20 protein-coding genes, 3 tRNA genes and 1 other RNA gene are annotated in these 25,640 nt (G+C 68.1%); 17 read left to right on the forward strand and 7 right to left on the reverse strand.

Annotated elements, in window-relative coordinates:
* Positions 1–134 precede the first annotated feature (134 nt).
* Positions 135–3,152, forward strand: coding sequence for a UPF0182 family protein (locus PV766_RS09275; protein ID WP_421096907.1), 3,018 nt, complete (start codon positions 135–137; stop codon positions 3,150–3,152).
* Positions 3,153–3,246: 94 nt separating this feature from the next.
* Here the strand turns inward: PV766_RS09275 and PV766_RS09280 are convergent, their stop codons facing one another.
* Positions 3,247–3,762 carry a transglycosylase family protein gene (locus tag PV766_RS09280; protein WP_421096908.1) on the reverse strand — a complete coding sequence of 172 codons (516 nt, stop codon included), beginning with the start codon at positions 3,760–3,762 and terminating at the stop codon, positions 3,247–3,249.
* A 467-nt stretch (positions 3,763–4,229) separates the two neighbouring features.
* On the opposite strand from PV766_RS09280, the gene PV766_RS09285 reads away from it, so the two are divergent.
* Positions 4,230–4,306, forward strand: a tRNA-Met gene (locus PV766_RS09285).
* A 48-nt stretch (positions 4,307–4,354) separates the two neighbouring features.
* On the opposite strand, the gene PV766_RS09290 is transcribed toward PV766_RS09285, so the two are convergent.
* From PV766_RS09290 to PV766_RS09300, 3 genes are all read right to left on the reverse strand, one after another.
* Complete coding sequence (locus PV766_RS09290; RefSeq protein WP_421096909.1) at positions 4,355–6,058, reverse strand: acyl-CoA synthetase; 1,704 nt, start codon at positions 6,056–6,058, stop codon at positions 4,355–4,357.
* 204 nt (positions 6,059–6,262) lie between these two features.
* On the reverse strand, positions 6,263–7,477 hold the full coding sequence (locus tag PV766_RS09295) for an acyl-CoA dehydrogenase family protein (protein WP_421096910.1): 1,215 nt from the start codon (positions 7,475–7,477) through the stop codon (positions 6,263–6,265).
* Between the two features lie 28 nt (positions 7,478–7,505).
* Entirely contained in the window at positions 7,506–8,900 is a 1,395-nt protein-coding gene (locus PV766_RS09300) for an acyl-CoA dehydrogenase family protein (RefSeq protein WP_421096911.1), read from the reverse strand.
* Between the two features lie 122 nt (positions 8,901–9,022).
* Between PV766_RS09300 and PV766_RS09305 the strand changes: the two genes are divergently transcribed.
* A complete protein-coding gene (locus PV766_RS09305; RefSeq protein ID WP_421096912.1) occupies positions 9,023–9,859 on the forward strand; it encodes a MerR family transcriptional regulator in 837 nt (278 codons plus the stop codon).
* Positions 9,860–9,904: 45 nt separating this feature from the next.
* Here PV766_RS09305 and hisN read toward each other — a convergent pair whose 3' ends face one another.
* The gene (hisN, locus tag PV766_RS09310) at positions 9,905–10,690 is read right to left on the reverse strand and encodes a histidinol-phosphatase (protein WP_421096913.1); all 786 of its coding nucleotides are present in this window, start codon (positions 10,688–10,690) and stop codon (positions 9,905–9,907) included.
* Between the two features lie 107 nt (positions 10,691–10,797).
* On the opposite strand from hisN, the gene prfB reads away from it, so the two are divergent.
* The 14 genes from prfB to PV766_RS09380 all read left to right on the forward strand — a co-directional run bounded on the left by prfB (position 10,798) and on the right by PV766_RS09380 (position 21,917).
* Positions 10,798–11,916 carry a peptide chain release factor 2 gene (prfB, locus tag PV766_RS09315; RefSeq protein WP_016933537.1) on the forward strand — a complete coding sequence of 373 codons (1,119 nt, stop codon included), beginning with the start codon at positions 10,798–10,800 and terminating at the stop codon, positions 11,914–11,916.
* 21 nt (positions 11,917–11,937) lie between these two features.
* On the forward strand, positions 11,938–12,825 hold the full coding sequence (locus PV766_RS09320) for a mechanosensitive ion channel family protein (protein WP_026003152.1): 888 nt from the start codon (positions 11,938–11,940) through the stop codon (positions 12,823–12,825).
* A complete protein-coding gene (locus PV766_RS09325; protein WP_064064809.1) occupies positions 12,822–13,292 on the forward strand; it encodes a hypothetical protein in 471 nt (156 codons plus the stop codon). The genes PV766_RS09320 and PV766_RS09325 overlap by 4 nt, the downstream gene beginning before the upstream one ends.
* Positions 13,293–13,347: 55 nt before the next feature.
* Positions 13,348–14,037, forward strand: a complete 690-nt coding sequence (gene ftsE, locus PV766_RS09330; RefSeq protein ID WP_129976378.1) for a cell division ATP-binding protein FtsE — start codon at positions 13,348–13,350, stop codon at positions 14,035–14,037.
* Between the two features lie 49 nt (positions 14,038–14,086).
* Positions 14,087–14,992, forward strand: coding sequence for a permease-like cell division protein FtsX (ftsX, locus tag PV766_RS09335; RefSeq protein WP_064064808.1), 906 nt, complete (start codon positions 14,087–14,089; stop codon positions 14,990–14,992).
* A gap of 69 nt (positions 14,993–15,061) precedes the next feature.
* Positions 15,062–15,538 carry an SsrA-binding protein SmpB gene (gene smpB / locus PV766_RS09340; RefSeq protein ID WP_026003226.1) on the forward strand — a complete coding sequence of 159 codons (477 nt, stop codon included), beginning with the start codon at positions 15,062–15,064 and terminating at the stop codon, positions 15,536–15,538.
* Positions 15,535–16,392: an EamA family transporter gene (locus tag PV766_RS09345; RefSeq protein ID WP_255162928.1), complete on the forward strand. Its 858-nt coding sequence runs from the start codon at positions 15,535–15,537 to the stop codon at positions 16,390–16,392. Before smpB ends, PV766_RS09345 begins: the two co-directional genes overlap by 4 nt.
* Positions 16,393–16,551: 159 nt before the next feature.
* Positions 16,552–16,920: a transfer-messenger RNA gene (gene ssrA, locus PV766_RS09350) on the forward strand.
* Between the two features lie 421 nt (positions 16,921–17,341).
* Positions 17,342–18,970: a phosphoglucomutase (alpha-D-glucose-1,6-bisphosphate-dependent) gene (gene pgm, locus PV766_RS09355; protein WP_129976377.1), complete on the forward strand. Its 1,629-nt coding sequence runs from the start codon at positions 17,342–17,344 to the stop codon at positions 18,968–18,970.
* 57 nt (positions 18,971–19,027) lie between these two features.
* Complete coding sequence (locus tag PV766_RS09360; RefSeq protein ID WP_165369213.1) at positions 19,028–20,245, forward strand: MFS transporter; 1,218 nt, start codon at positions 19,028–19,030, stop codon at positions 20,243–20,245.
* Between the two features lie 26 nt (positions 20,246–20,271).
* Positions 20,272–20,763 (forward strand): MauE/DoxX family redox-associated membrane protein, encoded by a 492-nt coding sequence (locus PV766_RS09365; RefSeq protein WP_129976375.1) that lies wholly within the window; start codon positions 20,272–20,274, stop codon positions 20,761–20,763.
* A 41-nt stretch (positions 20,764–20,804) separates the two neighbouring features.
* Complete coding sequence (locus PV766_RS09370) at positions 20,805–21,554, forward strand: DsbA family protein (RefSeq protein ID WP_064065064.1); 750 nt, start codon at positions 20,805–20,807, stop codon at positions 21,552–21,554.
* 144 nt (positions 21,555–21,698) lie between these two features.
* Positions 21,699–21,771 (forward strand) — tRNA-Ala (locus tag PV766_RS09375).
* A gap of 73 nt (positions 21,772–21,844) precedes the next feature.
* Positions 21,845–21,917 (forward strand) — tRNA-Ala (locus tag PV766_RS09380).
* An 84-nt stretch (positions 21,918–22,001) separates the two neighbouring features.
* On the opposite strand, the gene PV766_RS09385 is transcribed toward PV766_RS09380, so the two are convergent.
* Both PV766_RS09385 and PV766_RS09390 read right to left on the reverse strand, forming a co-directional pair.
* The gene (locus tag PV766_RS09385; RefSeq protein WP_129976374.1) at positions 22,002–23,846 is read right to left on the reverse strand and encodes a siderophore-interacting protein; all 1,845 of its coding nucleotides are present in this window, start codon (positions 23,844–23,846) and stop codon (positions 22,002–22,004) included.
* Positions 23,847–23,934: 88 nt separating this feature from the next.
* Positions 23,935–25,512, reverse strand: a complete 1,578-nt coding sequence (locus tag PV766_RS09390; RefSeq protein ID WP_016934287.1) for an AMP-dependent synthetase/ligase — start codon at positions 25,510–25,512, stop codon at positions 23,935–23,937.
* Between the last annotated feature and the right edge of the window lie 128 nt (positions 25,513–25,640).

Genomic DNA, 25,640 nt, shown 5'->3' on the forward strand with positions numbered 1-25,640 from the left:
CCTGTACGAGGATTCCGTAGAGTGGGGCGAAACGGTCACTCCGTGAGAACGAGGCGTGTTCGCACACGTTCGTCGAGCGCGAGGTGTACAGATGCGGTGCGTTCGCGCCGCCGGACGAGTTGGGAGCGTGGCACGTGGGCATGAGGCCCCCGACCGGAGTACCTACATTGTCGAAGCGGAGCAGAGTTCTGCTGATCCTGGCAGTGGTGGCGGCTGTGCTGCTTCTGCTGGGACCACGGTTGGTGGACACATACACCAACTGGCTCTGGTTCGGCGAGGTCGACTTCCGGGACGTTTACGTCAAAGTTCTCCTGACCCGGATCGCACTGTTCCTGGTGGTCGGGTTGTTCGTCGGCGGTGTCGTCTGGCTGGCGATGCTGCTCGCCTACCGATCGCGCCCGGTCTTCGTGCCGACCACCGGCCCCAACGACCCGGTGGCGCGCTACCGCACCACCGTGATGACCCGCATGCGCGCGTTCGGGATCGGCATCCCCGTCGTGCTCGGTGTGCTCTCCGGCCTGGTCGCCCAGGCCGGCTGGGTCACCGTGCAGATGTTCTTCAACGGCGGCGACTTCGGCACCACCGATCCGCAGTTCGGTATCGACGTCGGCTTCTACGCCTTCGACCTGCCGTTCTACCGTTTCGTGCTCAACTGGTTCTTCGTCGCGATCGTGCTCGGGTTCATCGCGAACCTCGTCACCCACTACATCTTCGGAGGAATCCGTCTCGCCGGTCGCGGCGGAAGCATGTCGACGGCCTCGCGCGTGCAGCTCGCCGTCCTCGCCGGTCTGTTCGTCGCGTTCAAGGCGGTCGCCTACTGGCTCGACCGTTACGAACTGCTCTGGAGCAGCCGCAAGGAACCGACCTTCACGGGCGGTGGCTTCACCGACATCAACGCGGTCCTGCCCGCCAAGCTGATACTCCTCGCGATCGCCGTCATCTGCGCGATTGCGTTCTTCGCCGCGATCTTCCTGCGCGACCTGCGGATTCCCGCGCTCGCGACGGCGCTGCTCGTGCTCTCGTCGATCCTCGTCGGGGCGGTGTACCCGCTCATGGTCGAGCAGTTCTCGGTCCGCCCGAACGCTGCCGACAAGGAGAGCGAGTACATCGAGCGCAACATCGCCGCGACCCGCGAGGCGTACGGCATCACCGACGACAAGGTGACCTACGAGGACTACCCGGGCGTGGGTACCACCTCGCCCGAGAACATCCCGGCCGACATCACCACGATCGCGAACGCCCGCCTGCTCGACCCGAACGTGCTTCCCCGCACGTTCACGCAGCAGACCCAGCTGAAGAACTTCTACGGTTACCCCGAGTCGCTCGACATCGACCGGTACGAGATCGACGGCCGTATGGAGGACTACATCGTCGCGGCGCGTGAGCTCTCGCCCACGAGCCTGACCGGCAACCAGACCGACTGGATCAACCGCCACACCGTGTACACGCACGGCAACGGTCTCGTCGCGGCGCCCGCCAACCGCGTGAACGCCGCCGCGAGTGCGTCGGCGGAGGAGGCCGCGAACAGCAACAGCGGCTATCCCGTCTACTTCGTCAGCGACCTCGCGTCGCTCGCCGCGGAAAATCAGGTCATCCCCGTCGAACAACCCCGCATCTACTACGGCGAGGTCATCGGCGAGGCCGATCCGGACTACGCGATCGTCGGCAACAGCGCCGACTCGTCCGGGCCGAGGGAGTACGACACCGACACCGAGAAGTACACCTACACCGGTTCGGGCGGCGTCGACATCGGCAACTGGTTCAACCGTCTGGCTTTCGCCGCGAAGTACGGCGAGCGGAACATCCTGTTCTCGAGCGCCATCGGCAGCGATTCGAAGATCCTGTTCAACCGCGACCCGCGTGAGCGCGTGACCAAGGTCGCGCCGTGGCTGACCGCCGACGGCGACGCCTACCCGGCGGCGATCGACGGCCGGATCAAGTGGGTCGTCGACGCGTACACCACGCTCGACTACTACCCCTACGCGCAGCGTGCGTCCCTCGAGGGACTCGTCGAGGACAGCATCGACCAGAACACCGGCCGGTTGCTTCCCCGCAAGGAGGTCTCCTACATCCGCAACTCGGTCAAGGCCACGGTCGACGCGTACGACGGCACCGTCACGCTCTACCAGGTCGACGAGCAGGATCCCGTCCTGAAGGCGTGGATGGGTGTCTTCCCCGACGCGGTGACCCCGCAGGATCAGATCTCCGACGAGCTGCGCGCGCACTTCCGGTACCCGGAGGACCTGTTCAAGGTGCAGCGCGAGATGCTCGCGAAGTACCACGTCGACGACCCGCGCGAGTTCTTCACGAACAACGCGTTCTGGTCGGTGCCGGCCGATCCGACGGTCGACACCAGCGCAAACCAGCCGCCCTACTACCTGCTGATGGGCGATCGCGAGACGGCGGATCCGCGGTTCCGCCTGACCTCGGCGATGGTGGGCTACAACCGCCAGTTCCTGTCGGCGTACATCTCGGTCGAGTCCGACCCGAAGGACTACGGGAAGTTCACGATCCTGCAGCTACCGACGGATACGCAGACCTTCGGTCCGGAGCAGACGCAGAACGCGATGATCTCCGACACCCGGGTGGCCTCCGAACGGACACTGCTCGAACGGTCCAACCGGATCCAGTACGGCAACCTGCTCACCCTGCCCATCGCGGACGGCGGCATCCTGTACGTCCAGCCGATGTACACCGAACGCAACGCGACGGCGGGCAGCACGTCGACCTTCCCGCAGTTGTCGCGTGTGCTCGTCAGCTACCGGGAGCCGGGTGCCAGCGGTGGTGTCCGGATCGGTTACGCGCCCACCCTTGCCGGGGCACTCGATCAGGTCTTCGGATCCGGTGTCGGCGACGCGGCCACCGCTCCCGGTGGTGAGGCGCGGCCGACTGCCGTGGTCGACGACGAGACCCGGGGCGAGGTGCTCGGCGAGGGCGCGACCGGCGAGAACCGGCCCGGCGATCAGCAGCAACAGCAGCCGGCTGCGCCGGCTCCGACCGCTCCGGCGAACCGCGATGCCGCGGTCGCCGAGCTCGACTCGGCGCTCGCGGAGCTGTCCAACGCTCAGACCAGCGGTGATTTCGAAGCCTACGGGCGAGCGCTGCGACGGGTGCAGCAGGCGGTCGACGCCTACGAGTCCACCGGCGGCTGATCCGGGAACGGAATCGGATACGACGGAATCGGATACGACGAAGGCCCGCGGTTCGCACCGCGGGCCTTCGTTGCATTCGTCGAGGCGGTCGGCGTCAGCGACCGGCCAGCGTGATGTCGACGATCTGCGAGAACTCGGCGCCGAAGCCGTACTGCTCGGCGAGCTGGTTCGCGGTGTCGACGGCCTGGGTGAGCTCGGCCGGCAGCTCGGGGGCGGCAGGCGCGGGAGCCTCGGGCGCAGGCGCGGGAGCCTCGGGCGCCGCCGGGGCCGGAGCGGATTCGGTGGTCAGGTACTGACCGCAGACCGGCCACGCACCCGGGCCCTGGGTCTGCAGGACGTTCTCGGCGACGCGGATCTGCTCCGCCTTCGAGGCCTGGTCGGCGGTGCCGCTGCCGCCGTGGGCCTCCCAGGTGCTCTGCGAGAATTGCAGACCGCCGTAGTAGCCGTTGCCGGTGTTGATGGCCCAGTTGCCACCGCTCTCGCACTGGGCGACGCCGTCCCAGTTGTGCGAGGCAGCGGACGCGGTGCCGGTGGCGAGCGCGAACGGAACCGTGGCGAGTGCACCGGTGACGACGGCAGTGCGGAATGCACGCGTGCTGAAGATGGTCATGCTGTGGAGTCCTTCCCGCGCTCGCGGAAGCGCGACGGCCCTCGTCGATCTCGGGCGACGGAGAATGTCTCCGTCCGGATCGGGGACCGCGTCGATCGCGTCCCTGCCCCTCGGGTCTTCGTAGGCACCGGATCCCGCGGGGCAGAACTGGCGGCGACGGGCCGGTGGTGGCTCGGCTGTTTCGAGCCGGGACCGACAGTACAAAGCGTGTCGCAGTCCGTCATCCCCGCCTCGTGAAGCAAAGATGTCCACGTTGTGGGATGCATCCGTAGCGTTTTCGCTGCTCAGAGCAAAGATAACGGGAAGAGATGCATGATCGTTACACCTTCGTTATGTGACGATAGTCATGGAGGAAATGTGAACCGAGCCACCTCGGGGTCTTCGATAGGGGGTGCGAACGCGCGGATTCGCCTCCGACGAGGCGATTTGCATTCCGTTTCCGCGCTCGTGTAGGTTCGTTCATGCAACGCGGGGTGGAGCAGCTCGGTAGCTCGCTGGGCTCATAACCCAGAGGTCGCAGGTTCAAATCCTGTCCCCGCTACCACCACGAAGGCCGGTCGTCTCGGACGACCGGCCTTCGTTCGTTCGGGGTTCAAGCCCCGGCGGTGGTGTACTCGCTCTCCGGATCCTCCGGCACATCCAGGTCCACCAGCACCCGGCGCAGCAGTTTCCCCGTCGCGTTGCGGGGCAACTCGTCGAGGAACACCACCTCACGCGGAACCTTGTACCGGGCGAGGGTGGACTTCACGAACGCCTTGATGTCCTCGGCGTCGCGGGCCGACTCGGGGGAGGGGACCACGAACGCTCGCAGCCGCTGCCCGAACTCGGAATCCGGAACGCCCACCACGGCGGCGTCGAGTACGTCCTCCCGTTCGGCGAGCAGGTTCTCCACCTCGAGCGGATAGACGTTCTCGCCGCCGGAGACGATCATGTCGTCGTCGCGGCCGTCGACGAACAGCAGTCCGTTCTCGTCCCGGTGCCCGATATCGCCGATCGACAGCAGTCCGTCGATGCGTTCCTTGTCGCGACCGTCGGTGTAACCGGCGAAGGACAGGCCGCTGGAGACGAAGATGCGCCCGGGGACGTGTGGTTCGGTGATGCGGTTGCCGTCGTCGTCGAACAGGACCACGCGGCAGGTCACCGGTGGGCGCCCCGCCGTGCCGGGTGCCTGCCGGATGTCGTCGGGAGTCGCGACCGTCGCGACGGCGCATTCGGTGGACCCGTACAGGTTGTAGAGCACGTGCCCGAAGGCCTCCGTCGTCCGGCGGCATACGTCGGGCGAGAGCGACGAACCCGCGGAGAAGACGATCTTCAGGCTCGAGGTGTCGTACTCGGCGATCTTCTCCGGTCCGAGGTCGAGGATCCGCTGCAGCATGGTCGGGACCACGACCAGCACGTTCGCGCCGTGCTGCTCGATGAGGCCCAGGGTGTCGACGGGGGAGAAGCGCCGCATCATCACCACGGTCTGGCCGAGCGCGAGGGCGAGCGCGAACTGAGAGACGCCGGTGCCGTGGAAGGCGGGGGCGGCCATGAGCATCGTCTGACCGGGGCGCAGCGGAACCCGATCGAGGAACTGGGCCGACGCGAACGGTGACGTGCGGCCGCGCGGTGCTCCCTTCGGGGTGCCGGTGGTGCCGCTGGTGAGCAGTACGAAGCCGCCGAAGACCTCCGGGGCGGGCAGGGACGAGCCGTCCAGCCCTTCGATCGACTGCTCGAGTGTCGGGATGCCGGGGACCTCGTCGTCCACCCAGGAGACGTACCGGCGCACATCGTCGGGCAGTGCGGCGGCGACCTCGGCGAACTCGCTGTCGAAGACGAACGTCGAGACCTGTTCGCGTGCGGCGACATCGACGAGTTGCCGCGGCGCGAAACCGGTGTTCATCATCACGAGCCGCACGCCGAGCTTGGCGGTGGCGAGCATCGTCAGTACGAGTCCGCGGTGGTTGCGGGCCATGATGCCCATGACCGATCCCGGTTCGACCCCGGCGCGCTGCCACGCACGCACGAGGGCGTTGGACCGGGCCTCGAGTTCCTTGTAGGTGACATCACCGGCTTCGTCGATCAGTGCGACGGCGTCGAGGCCACGTTCGGCCTGTGCGTGCACGGAACCGGCGAAGGGGCCGTACTTGTCGGCCGCCATGATCGTCCCGATGCTGCGGTCCACGCGCGGGAAGTGCAGCAGGCCTGCGCGATGGAGTACTGCGAGTGATCCGACGATGTCCTTGACCTGGCCGATCGTGTCGTCGAGCGTGATCCGCCCGCCTGTGATCCTGCCGAGAATGTCCTGACCGAGCATCCGTCCCCCTAGCTGTGTGTCGGCGTCAGGACACACAATAGCGGTGACGTATCTCACATTCCAGGCGAACTTCCTCGTATGGGCAGGGCCCTCGCCGCACCTACGGCGAGGGCCCGTCCCCCGGGGGATCCCCCGAAACGCCCGGTACCGTCGCCGGCCCCGATCATCCTTCCGGGACCGGCGACGGACCCCATGACCCGGGCGTTATTTCAGTTCGGAGGACGACTTTCCGAGCACCCGTCGAGCGACGATGAGCTGCTGGATCTGCTGGGTGCCCTCGAAGATGTCGAGGATCTTGGAATCGCGTGCCCACTTCTCGAGCAGCGGCCGCTGCGAGTAACCGTAGGTGCCGGCGAGTTCGACGGCCTTGAGCGAGATCGCGGTACCGGTGCGGCCGGCCTTCGCCTTGGACACCGACGCCTCGAGGGAGTTGGGCTTCTTGTTGTCGGCCATCCACGTCGCGCGCAGCGCGAGCAGGTAGGCGGCCTCCCAATCGGCCTCGAGTGCCAGGAACTCGGCGGCCGCGGCGTGCTGGTTGTTCGCGGGAATGTCGTAGGAGACCTCGACGCCGGCGTCCTTCAGGATCGACCGCAGTTCCTCGAGCACCGCGCGGCCGAGACCCACGGCCATACCGGCCACGATCGGACGCGTGTTGTCGAAGGTCTGCATGACCCCGGCGAACCCCTTCTCGGTGTTCACCTCCGGGGATCCGAGGATGTTGTCCTTCGGGATGCGGCAGTTGTCGAGCACCAGCACGGCAGTGTCGGACGCCTTGATGCCGAGCTTCTTCTCGAGACGCGCGACCGAGAGGCCGGGAGCCTCGCGCGGCACGACGAACGACTTGATCGCGGCGCGGCCCTTCGACCTGTCGACGCTCGCCCACACGACGATGTGGGTGGAGCGCTCTCCGGCGGTGACGAAGATCTTCTCGCCGTTGAGGACCCACTCGTCGCCGTCGAGCACGGCCGTGGTCGTGACGGCCGCCGAGTCGGACCCGAAACCGGGCTCGGTGATCGCCATGGAGGCCCACACCTTGCCGAAACGCTCGAGCTGCTCGTCGGTGGCGACTGCGGCGATCGCGGAATTGCCGAGGCCCTGATAGGGGATCGACAGCGTCAGGCCGACGTCGCCCCAGCACGTCTCGATGACGTTGAGGAGCCCGGCCATGTTGCCGCCGTTGGCATTTCCGGCGGGACCGTCCTGCTTGGCCTTGCTGTCGCGGCCGAGCGTGGCACCCGCTGCGCCCTGACCGGAGTCGTTGAGTCCCTCGACCATCGCGGCCATGGTGTCGAGTTCGACGGGGTACTCGTGCTCGGCGAGGTCGTACTTGCGGGAGATCGGCCGGAAGATCTGCGCGGCGACCTGATGGGCCTGGTTCGCGGAAGCCTTGAGCTTCCGGGGAAGTTCGAGATTGATCATCACAGGTTCCTTGTTCGGGTCGGGCCGATCAGACGAGGACGACGCCCTCGGCGACTCCGATTGCTCGCAGGTCGCGGTACCAACGTTCGACGGGGTGTTCCTTGGTGTAGCCGTGGCCGCCGAGCAGCTGGACGCCGTCGAGGCCGAACTGCATGCCCTTGTCGGTGGCGAGCTTGCGGGCCAGGGCCGCCTCGCGAGCGAACGACAGTCCCTGCTCGGCCCGCGACGCACCGCGCAGGGTGACCAGACGCAGACCGTCGAGCTCGATCTTGATGTTCGCCACCATGAACGCCACCGCCTGCCTGTGGCTGACAGGCTCACCGAACGCTTCGCGCTCGTTGACGTAGGGGACCACGTAGTCGAGCACGGCCTGTCCGGTGCCCGTCGCCAGAGCGGCCCATCCCAGGCGCGACAGACGCACGGCGTCGGCGTACTGCTCGGCGCGGATGTCGGCGTCGTCGTCGCCGAGACGTGCCGATTCCGGCACCGCGACGTCCTCGAGCAGTAGGCGACCCAGTCCGGCGGCGCGCAGGCCCATGCCCGGATCGGCTTCGATGACGACGCCCTTGCTCTTCGCCTCGACGAGGAAGAGGGACGGCTTGCCGTCGAGTTCGGCTGCCACGACGAACAGTTCGGCGCTGCCCGCGGCCGGGACGAACGACTTCACGCCGTTGAGCCGATAGCCGCTGGGGGAGCGCACCGCCTTGGTCTGCAGCGCGAAGGGATCGAACAGGGCGCGCGGCTCGGCGATGACGACGGACGCCTGGGGAACGTCGTCGCCGGCAAAGGCCGGCAGGTAGGTCTTCTGCTGGTCCTCGGTGCCCCACTGCGTCAACGTCACGGCCACACCGCTCGGCGCGAGGATCGGCAGGGCCAGACCCATGTCGCCGTGCGCGAGGGCCTCGGCGACCAGCACGTTGGTGACCACGCCGCGCTCGTCGGCGGCGCCGTCGAACGCCTCGGGCACGTTGACCATGGTGATGCCGAGTTCGGCTGCGCGCGCGAGCAGATCGGCCGGGGCCGCGGCAGCCTCGTCGGCGTCGTGCGCGGCGGGCCGCAGGATTTCGGCGGCGAACTCACGCACCGTCTCCGTGATCATCTGCTGATCGTCGGTGGGGGTGAGGTCGAAGAAGTCGGCGTTCTTCGCGGTGGCGAGACGCTGCGGGCCGCTCGCGCCGCCCGACATCTTCTTGAAGGTGCGCGTGGCGGCGCCGAGGGTCTTGAAGCCCGTCTTCGTGGACTGGTACGTGATCCGGTCGATCGTCTCGCGGAACTTGTACCGGTCGGCCAGTTCGGAGCCCGTGATCCGGGTGAGCACGCGCATGGCAGCGCCCATGACGTCGCGTTTGATCGGATTGAGGCCGACGGCGGACGTGTCGCGAGGCGTGTGGCGGGCCACGCTGTCTTGCTTGCTCATGATCACCAGAAGTCTCTCGATGCGGCAGCGGACGGCTCCGATCTTACTTACGAGTAAGGTCGGTGTCTACTGCGCGGTAAGTTCCGCGGGTTGACTCTCACACCGTGTGAGGTCGCAGACTCGGCGCCATGACCGACACCATCAGGTTGATGTCCATCGGAGAGTTCTCGTCCCTGACCCGGATCAGCGTGCGGATGCTGCGGCACTACGACTCGCACGGAGTGCTGATCCCCGCCGTGGTCGACGAGGTCAGCGGCTACCGCCGATACCTCCCCGAGCAGACCGCCGATGCCGCGCGCATCCGGCGCCTGCGCGACGTCGGCTTCGGCGTGTCTGCCATCGGGGCACTACTGGCGACGGGCGGAACCCCCGCCTACACGCAGGCCCTGCGACTGCAGCGCCGTGTGCTGGAGGAGGAACTCGAACTCGGCCGCACGCGACTGAGGGCCCTGGACCGCATGCTCGACGAGATACCGGAGGACACGATCATGACCCGAATCGAACTGACCGAGATTCCTCAGCAGACATACGTCTGCCTCCGCGGCACCGTCGCCGACTACTCGGCCGAAGGTGAACTGTGGCAACGCTTCATGCCCGCCCTGCAGGAGCAGGGCATCGTCCCGACCGGACCCGGCGGATGCATCGAACACGACGGCGAGTTCCGTGAGTCGGACGTCGACGAATCGGTGTTCCTGCCGGTGGCGCCGGGAACCACGGCCCGCGAGCCGCTGACGGTCCACGAGTTCCCCTCACGCCGGGCGGTCGTCGCCACCGTGACCGGGCCGTACGCCGAATCGATCCCGCGGGCCCACGAGGCGATCGCCGAATTCCTGACCGAACACGGCCTGTCCGCGGCCCGGATCGAGGACGACGTGGCCACCCACCACTTCAACGTCTATCCGAGCGACCCGAGCGTCACGAGCGAAGCCGACCTCGAGACCGCCGTACATCTCCCCGTCCGCTGACGAACCCGGCCCCACGCGCGACGCTCCGCGCGTGGGGCCGACCTCTCACTTCAGTCGACCGAGCACCTCGTCGTGCAGCGTGCCGTTGGTCGCGACCGCGCTGCCGCCGTGCGGACCGTCCGTGCCCTCGAGGTTCGTGAACCGGCCACCGGCCTCGCGCACCAAGACGTCGAGGGCGGCCAGATCCCACAGCGACACCTCGGGTTCGAGCGCGATCTCGAGGGTGCCCTCGGCGAGCAGGCAGTAGGAGAAGAAGTCGCCGTACGCGCGCACCCGCCACACGTCGTCGGTCAGGGCGACGAAACGATCACGGATGCCGCGATCCTGCCAGCCGCTCAGGCTCGAGAAGCTCAGCGACGCCGATGCGAGATCGGTCACCTGCGACACCGAGATGCGCCGGGGCTCGGCGCCGTCGTGCGACACCCAGGCACCGCCGCCCGCAGCCGCCCACCACCGACGGTTCAGTGCCGGGGCGCTGACCACACCGACGACGGGCACACCGTCCTCGAGGAGCGAGATCAGGCTCGCCCAGACCGGCACACCGCGCACGAAGTTCTTCGTGCCGTCGATCGGATCGACGACCCACTGCCGTCCACGGAAGACCGCGTCGCCACCGAACTCCTCGCCGAGCACCGCGTCGTCCGGTCGCTGCTCGCCGAGCACCTCGCGGATGGTGCGCTCGACGGCGAGGTCGGCGTCGGAGACCGGGCTCAGGTCCGGCTTGTCGTCCACCTTCAGGTCCAGCGCACCGAAGCGGGCGCGGGTGATGGAGTCGGACGCGTCGGCGAGTCGGAGGGCGAGGTCCAGGTCGGCGGTGTAGTCGGTGGTCATGACGGAAACGCTAGCCGCCGCGGGTCGGGGTCGAGCAGCGTGCCGCCCCCTGCGCGTATCGATCGCGCACGTCGGACCGGTTCGTCGCTCCGGTAACCTGTTGAATCGTGCATCCCGATGTTTCCGCAGCCCTGGCCGAGCTCGACACGACCCTCCGCACCGTGGAGTCGGTCCTCGACGTCGAGGAGCTGCGACGGCGCATCGACGAACTCGAGCACCAGGCGGCCGATCCCGAGTTGTGGAACGACCAGGAGCACGCCCAGAAGGTCACCAGCGAGTTGTCGCACGCGCAGGGCGAACTGCGCCGCGTCGAGGGGCTGCGCCAGCGGCTCGAGGATCTGCCGGTGCTCTACGAGCTCGCCGAGGGTGAGGAGGGCGAGGACCGCGCCGCGGCCCTGGCCGACGCCGATGCCGAACGTGAGAGCCTGCGCGCCGACATCGAGGCGATGGAGGTGCGCACGCTGCTGTCGGGTGAGTACGACCAGCGCGACGCGCTCGTCAACATCCGTGCCGGTGCCGGTGGCGTCGACGCCGCCGACTGGGCCGAGATGCTCATGCGCATGTACATCCGCTGGGCCGACAAGCACGGTTACGGCGTCGAGGTCTACGACACCTCCTACGCCGAAGAGGCCGGCATCAAGTCCGCTACCTTCGCCGTCAAGGCGCCCTACACCTACGGCACCCTCTCGGTCGAGATGGGCACGCACCGGCTCGTCCGGATCAGCCCCTTCGACAACCAGGGCCGCCGCCAGACCTCGTTCGCGGAGGTCGAGGTGCTGCCCGTCGTCGAGACCACCGACCACATCGACATCGACGAGAACGACGTCCGCGTCGACGTCTATCGCTCGTCCGGGCCGGGTGGTCAGTCGGTCAACACCACCGACTCCGCCGTGCGCCTGACGCACATCCCGACGGGCATCGTCGTCACCTGCCAGAACGAGAAGTCCCAGCTCCAGAACAAGGTTGCGGCCATGCGTGTGCTGCAGGCCAAGCTCCTCGAGCGCAAGCGTCAGGAGGAGCGTGCCGAGATGGACGCGCTCAAGGGCGACGGGGGCAGCTCGTGGGGCAACCAGATGCGGTCGTACGTGCTGCATCCGTATCAGATGGTCAAGGATCTGCGCACCGAGTACGAGGTGAACAACCCGTCGGCGGTGCTCGACGGCGATATCGACGGATTCCTCGAGTCGGGCATCCGCTGGCGTATGCGGGAAGAGCAGAAATCGTGATCGGAAACGAGAGAGGGGCCTGTGCCGTTTCTTCCCGGAGCTAGACTGCTCGACTGGTTGTCGACGAGCGGGTTGCAGATCGCGCTCACGATCCTGGGTGCGGTTCTGATCGCCCGGTTCGTCTCCTGGATCGGCAGCCGCATCACGCGGCGCATCGACGAGCGCTACATGCAGTCCGACGACCTCGTGCGCTCCGAGGCGACGAAGCATCGTCACTCGGTCGCCCAGGTGGTCACGTGGATGGCGATCTCGTTCGTGTACATCGTCGCCACCTTGAAGGTGTTCGACTACCTGCAGCTGCCCATCGGCAGCCTGGTCGCGCCGGCGACCGTGCTCGGCGCGGCGCTGGGCTTCGGTGCCCAGCGCATCGTGCAGGACATCCTGGCGGGCTTCTTCATCATCACCGAACGCCAGTACGGTTTCGGCGACACCGTCCAGATCTCCGTGACCGGTGCGTCCGAGGACGCGATCGGCACCGTCGAGGACGTCACGCTGCGCGTCACCCGGGTGCGCAGTACGGCAGGTGAGGTGATCACCGTCCCCAACGGCCAGATCAACAAGGCAGTGAACCTGTCGAAGGACTGGGCGCGTGCCGTGGTGGACGTCCCGATCCCGGTGACCGCCGATATCGCCGACGTCACCGAGATCCTGCGCGAGCTGGGTGTGGCGGCCTACAAGGAGCCCCGCCTGCGCGAACTGCTGCTCGACGAGCCGAGCGTGATGGGTGTCGAGAGTCTCGAGGTGGATCAGCTCAGCGTGCGGATGGTCGCGCGCACCCTGCCCGGCAAGCAGTTCCAGGTGGGCCGACTGTTGCGTGCGCGCATCGCGGGTGCGCTGCGTGAGCAGGGCATCACCGTCACGCCGCAGCTCGACACGGCCAGCGTCGTCGATCGTGTGGAGGCGCAGTGAACGAGGAGAGGGAGCCGCACCGCAGGCGTATCCCGTCGCACCTGCTCGGTGGGCGGATGAGGACCACGACCTTCGCGTTGTGCAGCCTGTGGGTGGGGATGTGGGTGCTCTATCTGTTCCTGAACCAGCCCGAGGACACGCCTGCGGCGCCGTCGAGCGCGGTGATCATCTCCGAGACCCCCTACGTGCCGTACGTGCCCCCGGCGGCGACCGTGCCCCCGCAGAAATCCACTCCGGAGACCACCGACACGCCCTATCCGTCGACCACCTCGTCGACGTTCCCGCCCACGACGTCGACGAGTGTTCCGGGCTCGCCACAAGGCGTCCTGCCCCCGCAGGTACCCACAACCACGGCACCCCCGACCACGACGACCAGGCAACTCCCGTTCGATCTGCCCCGGATACCCGGACTGAACGAGGAGCAGGGCCGGACGGTCCCGGAGAACACCGACTCACCGTCCCCGTAGGGTGCGGACACGCCGGTACGGCAGGTCACCGAACGGTAACGGTTAGCATGTCCACGTGATCCGGCTGGAGAATGTGTCCAAGTCCTACAAGACGTCCACGCGACCCGCACTCGAAGGGGTCTCGGTGCACGTCGAGAAGGGCGAGTTCGTCTTTCTCATCGGTCCCTCCGGATCGGGGAAGTCGACCTTCCTCCGGTTGCTCCTCCGTGAGGAGAAGCCCACGACCGGCGACATCCACGTGGCCGATTTCCACGTCAACCGGCTCCCGGCTCGTCGCGTACCGAAGTTGCGGCAGAACCTCGGGTGCGTCTTCCAGGACTTCCGGCTGCTCCAGCGCAAGACGGTCGCCGAGAACATCTCGTTCGCTCTCGAGGTGATCGGCAAGCCGCGCGGGATCGTCGACCGGACGGTGCCGGAGGTCCTCGACCTGGTGGGGCTGTCGGGCAAGGCGGACCGGCTCCCCGCCGAACTGTCGGGTGGCGAACAGCAGCGCGTGGCGATCGCGCGCGCCTTCGTCAATCGTCCGCTGGTGCTGATGGCCGACGAGCCGACCGGCAACCTCGATCCCGAGACCAGCCAGGACATCATGCTGTTGCTCGAACGCATCAACCGCACGGGCACGACGGTGCTCATGGCGACCCACGATCACCACATCGTCGACTCGATGCGGCGACGGGTCGTCGAACTCGATCTCGGACGCGTCGTGCGCGACGAGGCGCGCGGCGTCTACGGCGTCGGCCGATAGATCCCGTCACCCGAGCACTCCCACCAGGCAACCGAAGGATTCCCACCCGATGCGTGCCAGCTTCCTGTTCAGCGAGGTCACCACCGGCCTGCGCCGCAACCTCACCATGACCATCGCGATGATCCTCACCACGGCGATCTCGCTCGCGCTGTTCGGTGCGGGTCTGCTCGTGGTCCAGATGGCGGGTAAGACGGAGCGGATCTTCCTCGACCGGGTCGAGGTGCAGGTGTTCCTGACCGAGGACATCTCCTCGCTCGATCCGGACTGCGAGCAGGACCTGTGTTCCGCTCTGCGCGGCGACCTGGAGAACACCGACGACGTGGTGTCGGTCCAGTATCTGAGCCGCGACGACGCCGTCGCCGACGCCACCGAACGCGTCTTCGCCGATCAGCCCGAGCTCGCCGAACTGGTGAGTGCCGACAGCTTCCCGGCCTCGTTCAAGATCAAGATGTCCGATCCGGAGCGCTTCGCCGCGATCCAGGACGACTTCGGCACCAGGCCGGGCGTCGACAGCGTCCTGAACCAGCAGGATCTCGTCGAGCGCCTCTTCGGTGTGCTCGGCGGCATCCGCAACGGTGCCTTCGCCATCGCCACCATCCAGGCCGTCGCGGCCGTGCTCCTCATCGCCAACATGGTGCAGATCGCGGCCTTCACCCGCCGCACCGAGGTCGGCATCATGCGGCTGGTCGGCGCGACCCGCTGGTACACGCAGCTGCCCTTCCTCCTCGAAGCGGTGATCGCGGCGATCGTGGGCGCCGCACTCGCCATCGGCGGCCTCTTCGTCGCCAAGAGCATGTTCGTCGACGACATGCTCACCGAGGTCTACGACGCGAACATCGTCGCCCGCATCACCGACAGCGACATCCTTCTGGTCTCGCCGTTCCTGGTGCTCGTGGGTGTCGGAATGGCCGCCCTCACCTCGTATGTGACCTTGCGTCTGTACGTGCGTGAATAAGGTGTTGTGCGAGGTTCCTATGCTGGACGGTGTTCTGTTCGATCGATCGTGGACCGGAAAGGCCTGCACGTGAAGGAAAAGGGCCGGAAGGTCATCGCGACCAACCGCAAGGCGCGCCACAACTACACCATCATCGACACCTACGAGGCGGGAGTCGCGCTCGTGGGTACGGAGGTCAAGAGCCTGCGCGAGGGCAAGGCGTCCCTCGTCGACGCGTTCGCGACGGTCGACGACGGTGAAGTGTGGCTGCGCGGGCTGCACATACCCGAATACGGGCACGGCACGTGGACCAACCACGCCCCCCGTCGTACCCGCAAACTGCTGCTGCACCGACGAGAGATCGACGCGCTCGTCGGCAAGACCCGTGAGGGCAACCAGACACTCGTGCCGCTGTCGATGTACTTCTCCGACGGCAAGGTCAAGGTCGAGCTCGCACTCGCCAAGGGCAAGCAGGACTACGACAAGCGCCAGGATCTCGCACGCCGGACCGCCGAACGCGAGGTGACCCGCGAGCTCGGCCGGCGGGTGAAGGGCATGAGCCGCTGATCGCGGTCGCGCTCGCGTTGCTCGCCGCGGTCGGTTACGGCCTGAGCGATTTCGCCGGCGGCGCCGCATCGCGGCGCGCGAGCGCGTTGGGTGTCGTCGCCGTCACCTACCCGGTCTCGCTCGTCGTCTCCCTCGTCGCGGCGTCCGTCGTCGGTGGCCATATCACCGCCGCGTCGCTGGCGTGGGGCGCGGCGGCGGGCGTGGCCGGCGGGATCGCCGTCTGGTGGTTCTACCTCGCGCTGGCCGACGGGCCGATGTCGGTGGTCTCTCCGATCACTGCGGTGGTCGTGGCAGGGATCCCCGTGCTCGTCGGCATCGCGCTGGGGGATCGGCCCGGGCTGCTCGCCTGTCTCGGCATCGTCGTCGCCGTGGTGGCGGTGGGTCTGGTCGGCCGCGAATCCGACGAGACCGTCACCGGTGTCGGGCACCCGCCCTTCACCCCCACGATCGCGTGGTTGACCGTCGGATCCGGCATCGCGTTCGCGTTGTCGTTCGTCGGGCTCGGCCAGGTCGGGACCGACACGGGACTGTGGCCGCTCGCGGCGTCCCGCGCCACCGCCACGCTGGTGGTGTGGTTCGTGATCGTCTTCTCGTGGCGCACGGTGGTGTGGCCGATCCGGCCCCTCCTGCCGATCCTCATCGGGATCGGCGCGATCGACGTGATCGCGAACGGTGCCCTGCTCTTCGCCTACCAGTACGGTCTGCTGTCGCTCGTGAGCGTGATCGCCGCACTGTATCCGGCGGTGACGGTGCTGCTCGCCGTCCTCGTGCTCGGTGAGCGGGTGAGCCGGGTGAAACTGCTCGGGCTGGTCGCGGCGGGCTTCGCCGTCGCGCTCGTCGGCCTGCCGGGCTGATCCGTCCCGGGACGGGTGAGGCCGAGCCGGTGACGCCGCTGGTGAGAGGTGATGTGAGCAGGCTCATGACCCGGCTGCGAATCGTTTCGAGAAATGGGAATGACATCGTGCCTCGAGGTCGTTACAGTAGGTAGTCCTGCGACAGTCGCAGGTGCGTACGGGGCTGAACGGTTTCGACTGCGTACGTTGAGCAAGGGGAAGCGTGTCGGTGCAGGCAAGAGACCACCGTAAGCGTCGCTGCAACCAATTAAGCGCCGAGTCCACTCAGCGCGAGTACGCCCTCGCTGCCTAAGCGAGCGCGTCTCTGTCAGCCCGGGTTTGCTCTCGACCCGGATCCTGGCATCGACTAGAGAGCTCTACCGTGCGGCTCGGTCGCGGAGACGTACGGGACAGCAAACAGCGACTGGGATCGTCATCTCGTCTTGTTCGCGAGAACGGGAGATCCGAGTAGAGACATAGCGAACTGCACACGGAGAAGCCCTCGCAAGGCGGCGGAGGACCCGGGTTCGATTCCCGGCAGCTCCACCAACGGCCCGGGTAGGAGATCGACACTCGATCACCTACCCGGGTTTCGTCGTTTCGGGATCCCGGACCGGAGGTCAACGGATCGGCGCGGAGAACGGCAATGCCCGCCGCCGAGACTCGGGTGTGAGTTTCTCGGCGACGGGCACAGTCGCGCTGTCGGCCCGGAGGACATCGGAGACGATGCCGGGACAGCGGAGCGAAACGAAGGATGTCCTCCCCGGCAGGGCCTTCATTCCACTCGGTGAAAGTAGTCGATTATATCGTGAGCTAACAATATGACTCTGGGGTTGGAAACTTTGGTCTCTACGGAGTAGTGACCTTTGCGGCGACCAGCCGTGTCGACGCCCGGATCCGGGTACTCATCCCGCACATACCGCTGGACCGGCGGGCAAGATGAGGGCACCACCATCGACGAGGAGAACACATGGCGCACGAACGAGCGGGACAGCCGGCCACGGCAGCGGATCTCGAGGACCTCGCACATCTGGTCACCGCCTACTACACCGTGCAGCCCGATCCCGAGAACATCTCCCAGCAGGTGGCATTCGGCACCTCCGGTCACCGCGGCTCGAGCCTCGACGGTGCCTTCAACGAACACCACATCCTCGCGACCACCCAGGCCATCGTCGAGTACCGCGCGCAGCAGGGCACCTCGGGCCCGCTGTTCCTCGGCCGCGACACGCACGCGCTGTCCGAACCGGCCTGGGCGAGCGCACTCGAAGTGCTCGTCGCGAACGGTGTCGAGGTGGTGGTCGACTCCCGCGACCGCTACACCCCGACTCCCGCGGTCAGTCACGCGATCCTGCAGCACAACGCCGGATCCGGGGCCCGTGCCGACGGCATCGTGGTCACCCCCTCGCACAATCCGCCGCGCGACGGCGGCTTCAAGTACAACCCGCCGTCCGGTGGACCGGCCGACAGCGATGCGACCTCGACCATCGCCGCCCGCGCCAACGAACTGCTCGCCGCCGGACTCGACGGGGTGAAGCGGGTGCCGCTCTCCTCCGCCCTCGCCTCCGCCGGACGGCACGACTTCCTCGCCGCCTACATCGACGACCTGCCGAACATCGTCGACCTCGACGTCGTCCGTGCCGCAGGGGTACGGATCGGTGCGGACCCGATGGGCGGTGCGAGCGTCGACTACTGGGGCGAGATCGCCGAACGGCACGCGCTCGACCTCACCGTCGTCAATCCGCTCGTCGACGCCACCTGGCGGTTCATGACACTCGACACCGACGGCAAGATCCGGATGGACTGCTCGTCCCCGAATGCGATGGCGTCGCTGATCGGCAACCGGGAGGCCTTCGACCTCGCGACCGGCAACGACGCCGACGCCGACCGGCACGGCATCGTGACCCCCGACGCTGGTCTGCTCAACCCGAACCACTACCTCGCCGTCGCGATCGACTACCTGTTCCGCAACCGGCCGGGCTGGGCGGAGTCGAGCAAGGTGGGCAAGACGCTGGTGAGTTCGTCGATGATCGACCGGGTCGCCGCCGGAGTGGGCCGCGACCTGCTCGAGGTGCCCGTCGGCTTCAAGTGGTTCGTGCCCGGCCTGAGCGACGGTTCGCTGGGCTTCGGTGGGGAGGAGAGTGCCGGTGCCTCCTTCCTCCGGCGAGACGGCTCGGTGTGGACCACCGACAAGGACGGCATCGTACTCGCGCTGCTCGCGGCGGAGATCACCGCGGTGACGGAGAAGAGCCCGTCCCGGTACTACGCCGAACTCGTCGACCGGTACGGCGACCCCGCTTACGCGCGCGTGGACGCCCCTGCGACGCGGGAGCAGAAGGCGGTGCTGTCGAAGTTGTCGCCCGAGCAGGTCGGTGCCACCGAACTCGCCGGCGAACCGATCACCGCGACGCTCACCGCGGCACCCGGCAACGGCGCCGCGCTCGGTGGCCTGAAGGTGACCACCGAGAACGCGTGGTTCGCCGCCCGTCCCTCCGGCACCGAGGACGTGTACAAGATCTACGCCGAATCGTTCCGGGGCCCCGACCATCTCGCCGAGGTCCAGCAGGCGGCGCGCGAACTCGTCTCGTCCGTCCTGTCCTGAGCGCGGCCGCCACCGCGCCCCGGCGAGGTCGTGCGCCTCGCTAACATCGTGGGCATCATGCGGACACGTGACGCGGCGTTGCCGCGTGAAATCTGGGTTCTGGTCGTCGCGAGTTTCGTCATCGCGCTCGGCTTCGGTCTCGTGGCTCCCGCGCTGCCGCAATTCGCGCGCAGCTTCGACGTCGGTGTCACGGCGGCGACCGTCGTCGTGTCGTCGTTCGCGGCGATGCGACTGCTGTTCGCACCCGCGAGCGGTTCGCTGGTGCAGAAGCTGGGGGAGCGGCCCGTCTACATCACGGGCCTGCTCATCGTCGCCCTGTCGACGGGGGCGTGCGCGTTCGCCGCGAGTTACTGGCAGCTGCTCGTCTTCCGGGCCCTCGGCGGTATCGGGTCGACGATGTTCACCGTGTCGGCGCTCGGGCTGCTCGTGCGGATCGCGCCCGCCGACGCCCGCGGCCGTGTCTCGGGCCTGTACGCGACGAGCTTCCTCATGGGCAACATTCTCGGCCCGCTCGTCGGTGGTGCGCTGATCGGGCTGGGTCTGCGCGCACCCTTCCTGATCTACGCCGTGGCGCTGCTCGTGGCGGCCTCGGTCGTGGGGATCAGCCTGCGCTCGTCGGATCTCGCCCGTCCCGACAAGGGGGACGGCGTGCCCGTCATGCGCCTGCGCGACGCACTGCGCTCGCCGGTCTACCGCGCGGCCCTCGGGTCGAACTTCGCCAACGGCTGGGTGGTGTTCGGGGTCCGCGTCGCGATGGTGCCGCTGTTCGTCGTCGAGGCCCTCGAGGAAGGGGAGGCCTTCGCGGGTGTCGCGCTGACGGCGTTCGCAGTGGGCAACGCACTCGTCCTCATCAAGTCCGGCAAGCTGTCCGACCGGTTCGGGCGGCGCCCCTTCGTCCTGGCCGGTCTGCTGGTGTGCGGGGTCAGCACGATCGCGATGGGATTCACCGAGAGCGTCGTGTGGTTCCTCATCACCTCGTTCGTGGCGGGCATGGGCTCGGGACTGTCGAACCCCTCGCAGCAGGCCGCGGTCGCCGACGTCGTCGGCAGCAAGGCCCGGGGCGGGCCTGTGCTCGCCGCATTCCAGATGGTCGCCGACGTCGGCGCGGTGATCGGTCCGATCGCGGCCGGTTTCCTCGCGGACCGGGTGTCGTACTCGACGGCCTTCGCGGTCACGGGTGTGATCATGCTCGCGGCAACCCTGCCGTGGTTCGCAGCCGGGCGCACCCGCGTCGCCGAGCAGGCGGCACCGGTGACCGGCGACACAGCGCGGTGAGTCGACTGCCGGGTACTGTCGCCGGCATGTGGGTCGGTCTCGTCTCCACGCTCGCCCGATTCGGTCTGGCAGCGGTATGGCTCGTCTCCGGTTGGGTGAAGTTCTCGGACCCGACACAAACCGTCGTCGCGGTTCGGGCGTACCACATTCTGCCCACCGACTGGGTGCGGCCGTTCGCCGCGGTCTTTCCCGTGCTCGAACTGGTCCTCGGGCTGGTCCTGCTGGTGGGATTGGCGACCCGCCCCGCAGCGTTCCTCAGCGCACTCGGGTTGGTCGCGCTCGTCGCCGCGATCGCCTCGGCGTGGGCGCGTGGTCTGTCGATCGACTGTGGCTGTTTCGGGGGAGGGGGCGTGGTCGAGGGTGTCGACGGCCGCGACTACGCGATCGAGATCGCCCGGGATGTCGGCTTTCTGGCGATGTCGATGTGGCTGATCGTCCGACCGCGCACCTGGTTCGCGCTCGGTCCGGGTTCGCGGATGTCCCTCTCAGCGGCCACTCAGCCGTCGATGGCAGAGTGAGATCGTCCTTCCCCACCGACGAGCAGTAGAGGGCAGAATCCGTGAGCGCGAAGAAGGTCCCATCCGGCAAGTACACACCGGAGCAGACATCGAACAGGTTCACCTACATTCTCGGCGGCATCGCCATCCTGGTGATCGGTGTGCTCGTCGTCGGCGGTGTGCTGTGGTCCTCGGGTGGCAGCGGTCCCCGCAACGACGACTACGGCTCCGTGCAGAACGCCGCGGTGGAGGTGTCGATCGAGGACGACGGTGCGATCCTGCTGGGACGCCCCGACGCCCCGCGGACCGTCGACCTGTTCGAGGACCCGATGTGCCCGTACTGCGCCGAACTCGAGCACAAGCATTCGCAGGAGCTCGCCCAGGCGATCGACGACGGGCAGCTGGCGGTCCGGTACCGGATGCTCGCCTTCCTCGACCGGGCGTCGAGCAGCGGCGACTACTCGACCCGGGTGGTGGCTGCGGCGCAGTGTGTCGCCGAGAGCGGGGATGCCCGCGCGTTCTCCGCATTCCACAACGCCGTGCTGTCGCCCGACAACCAACCGGCCGAGGGTGGCAAGGGCGACATCGACAACGCGGGTCTCGCGCAGATGGCCCGCGACGCCGGTGCCTCCGAGGACGTCGCACAGTGCATCACCGACGGCACCCGGGTCGAGGAGGCCTCGGCCGACGCGGAGGCGGGACGTCAGCTGCTCGCGACGACCGGAGCGGCCGGTACCCCGGCCGTCGTGTACGAGGGAACCGTCGTCGACGCCCTCGGCAACGAGAACTGGGTGACCGAACTCGTCGGATAGATCGCACGGTGACGGGAGCGCGTCGGGTACGTGCTCCCGTCACCATCGCGCCGTCTACCAGGCGATTTGTTGGCGTCGAGCGCGATGGTGTAGTTTTCTGTCAGCGCGAAGGAGTCACCGGAGCGCAACGGTACAACCGAATACGGGGCTATGGCGCAGCTGGTAGCGCACCACACTGGCAGTGTGGGGGTCAGGGGTTCGAGTCCCCTTAGCTCCACAAGATCGCTACAGGCGAGAGTTCACGCTCTCGCCTGTAGTCTTCGGTGACGGTCCCCGTCAGGGCCGTGCAAGGGGCTATGGCGCAGCTGGTAGCGCACCACACTGGCAGTGTGGGGGTCAGGGGTTCGAGTCCCCTTAGCTCCACCCCTCGGACATTATCCTCGCAGCGGCTCTTCTTGCAGCTCTGCGGTGGCCCCGTCGATCGCGAGGCCACCGCGAAGCACGATCTCAGTGCGTCGAGCCGGCGGACGTGTACAACGTCATTCCCCATCCCACCGTCGTGCGCTCGGGTTCCGCGAGGCCGGCCGCCTCGAACAGCGCCACGTGGTCCTCGTGCGTACGACCCCCACCACCGCTGAGCGCGAAGTCGACGAGGTCGTCCTCGTAGTCGTGTTCACCGGCGTTCTCGTCGAGCACGTTGCCGAAGACGAGGATCCGGCCGCCCGGGTTCAGTCCGGCCGCCGCCTGCTGCAGCACGTGCCCGGCATCGGCGTCGGGCAGTTCGTTCAGCCGCCCGGTCAGCAGCACCGCGTCGACCGGTTCGGGTCGGGCCTCGAGCATGCTGCCCGGCGCGTACGCGACCCGCTCGTGCTCGCCGTGGACGCGGCGCAGCACCTCGATCTCCGACGGCGCGGCCACCACGGTCGCTCGTGCCGACGGGTTCGCCGTGACGAAGGCGTGGGCGTAGGAACCCGCCGCCTCACCGGCGACCACCATGGTCGAGACGTCGGTGGGCACCTTCGCGACGAGGGCGCCGGCGAAGTACGCCGCCATCTCCGCTTCCTGCTCGTACCGGTCCGCCGACAGAGCGATGTCGTCCGCGACGCGCTGCGCGAAGCTCTTCCCGAACCGCTCAGCGTCGTCCCCGTGGCCCGTACGGACGGCGGCGAGCAGCGCGAGCATGCCCGCCAGTTCCCGCTGCGCGTGCACGCCGTCGAGGCGGAGTTCCTCGATGTGGTGGTCGTCCTCGAGTTCGCGGCCGACGCCGGTGAGCCGGAACCGGCCCTCGCCGAGGTCCTCGGCCACCCCGAGGGCGACGAGATAGCGCAGCAGCCTGCCCAGGCCGGTGCGGTCCGCCCCCGTCTTGACGGCGAGTTCGTCGACGGTGCGCGGCGAGGCGTCGAAGGCTGCCGCCAGGCCGATGGTCGCCGCGACCCGCAGTGCGAAACCCGGTGCGATCTCGGCCAATTCGTCGAAGCGGTCGCGCTCGTCCTCGGTCGCCTCGAAATCGGGCAGGGAGGCGTCGGCCTCCGATACCGCGACCTCCTGGCGCCGCCAGTATCCGGTGACCTCCACCTGTTCCTTGGGAAGGCCCTTCTCGTTGCGCAGCCACCGCCGGATCGGGGTGAGCGTGAGGGCCTCACCGGCCACCCACGCGAAGACCTTCCCGTCCCACCACTCGGCGTTCGTGACGGCATCGAACAACAGCGTCGTCGTGCCCGGTTCGGCGCCGTCGCGGCCGAGCCAGGTCAGCTCCACCCCGTCGGGGACGGGCAGATCCTGACGGTGGGTGTCGTCGGCGATCTCGACGAAGACCTGACCACGTGCTCCGGCCGGCCAGTTCTCGAGCCAGCGCCCGATGGCCGGCAGCGCCGTCTCGTCGCCCGCCACGAGCGTCCAGTCCACGCCCTGCGGGTGTCCTGCCGACGACTTCGGTCCGGCGATCTGGATCGTCTCACCGGGCTCCGCGCGGTACGACCAGCTCGACGCGGGACCCACGCCGTGGCGCACGAAGTCCACGTCGATCTCGCCGGCGACCGGATCCCAGCGCCGGACGGTGTAGGTGCGCATGAGCAGCTTCGGATCGCGCGGCCAGTTCACCACGCCGTCGGCCTGGGTAGGGCCGAGGGCCTCGTCGAGGTCGGGATGCTTGAACATCAACTTGAACTCGTCGTCCACACCGTCCGACCGGAACGCGCCGACCGGATATCCGTTCGGTGCGACGTGCGCCTGCAACTGTTCGCCCCCGAGGGTCACCCGCCGCATCCCGGGGCTCACGTCCGTCACGCGGAGCACCGTCAGGTACCGCGTGGTGATCGGGAAGACCTCGATGGGGCGAAGGCTACGAGCCATGTGTGCGTTCTCCTGGACCGGGGATCGTGGACGGCGGGACGACCGGGCCTTCCGGCATGCGGCGACCAGCGCTTAGGCGAACCTTACTTCAGACGGCCTTCGGTTGCCTCGACCCGTCCTGACCCGCGCGGCGACCGTTCGCGTACAGCTCGTCGACGAGACGGGCGTACCGGGCGAGCACGCGATCGCGGATCGGGCGCCCGGCCGGGTCGAGATCGTCCGCGTCCGGAGGTGTGCTCACCGTAGTGAACCGGCGGATGCGTTCCCACGGGTCCGATCGGGCGTTGAGCTGCTCCAGCGCGGCCGCGACGACCGACTCCGGTGCCGTGGTGAACACGAGGCCGACACAGTAGGGGCGCATCTCCCCGGCCACGACGAGTTCGCTGCCGGGGCAGACCCGCCGCCAGCGGCCGGCGAGCGCGGTCGGCCCGACGTACTTGCCGGTGCTGGTCTTGAACGTGTCCTTGCGGTGGCCGGTGACGGTGACGAAGCCGTCGGCGTCGATCTCGGCGAGGTCGCCCGTGTGGAACCAGCCGTCGGCGTCGAGTGCGGCAGCGGTCTCCGCCGGATCGTCGTGGTACCCGGTCATCACCCCGGGACTACGGATGAGGAGTTCGCCGGTGTCTGCGACCCGAACCTCGGTGCCACGCAGTGGCCGGCCGACGGTGCCGGGACGGTGCGAGCCCAGCAGGTTCACACACGAGGGCCCGGACGTCTCCGTGATCCCGTACCCCTCGAGCACCGGCACACCGAGCCGTTCGAGCCGCTCGGCGATCGCATCGGACAGCCGCGCGGAACCGGAGATGACGAAGCGCAACCGGCCTCCGAGCTCGTCCCGCTCGAGCCGGGCGATCTTCTCGAGGACGTGCGGGACCGAGCCGAGGAAGGTCGGACGGACCGTTCGCAGATTCGCGGTGACCCGGTCGGCGCGGCCGTCGACGGCGGTGCTCACGCCCGCGTGCATCGCCATGAGCAGGAGCGACCGGCCGAACACGTGCGCGAGCGGAAGCCACAGCAGTTGGCGGTCGGAGGACGAGATCATCCCGGTCTGCGCGACGGCTCGGGCACCGTAGGTCGTGCTCCGATGGGTCAGGCACGCGCCTTTGGTGCGGCCGTCCTCGCACGCGGTGTAGATCAGCGCGGCCGGATCGTCCGGTGACAGCGCCGCGATCCGTCGCCCGACGGCGTCGGGCGTGGTGTGCAACAGACTGCGCCCTTCGGCGGCAAGCTCGTCGAGACGGTCGAGTCGCTGCAGGGAGGTCTCGAGCACCGGTCGATCGGCGATCGCCAGCACGGCATGTGCGCGGCGGATCTGGTCCCGCGCCTCGTCGTCGCGTGTCGCCGGATAGATCGGCACGGAGACACCGGCCGCGCACGCCACGGCGAGGTCGGCGACGACGGACCGGTAACAGGTGGTCGCGCAGATCGCGACGCGCATCCCGGGTTCGACACCGCGAGCGATCAAGCCCGCCGCGAGCTCGACGACCTCCCGTCGTACCTCCGACCATGTGGACGGGCGCCACCGTTCCCCGTCGGGACGCAGGTAGGCGACGGAATCGGGGGAGCGGGACACCCGGTCGAGCAGCAGACCCGGCACGGTCGCCGGGAACCCGTCGCGGCCGCCGACCGCGGTCGCGCTTCCCGTTGCCGCTCGGCGGTCCGCCACTGTTCGCAGCACCTCCCGCGGACGAAGATCGACGCCGCCCGGTGCCGACGGGCGCGTTGCCGGGTGTCGCACATGTTACCGCCGCTCGAACCCCGAGGGGCGCAAGTGCGCAGTACACGGGCGCCGAT

Origin of the sequence: Rhodococcus sp. As11, assembly GCF_048957735.1 — a bacterium.
Lineage (GTDB): Bacteria > Actinomycetota > Actinomycetes > Mycobacteriales > Mycobacteriaceae > Rhodococcus > Rhodococcus gordoniae.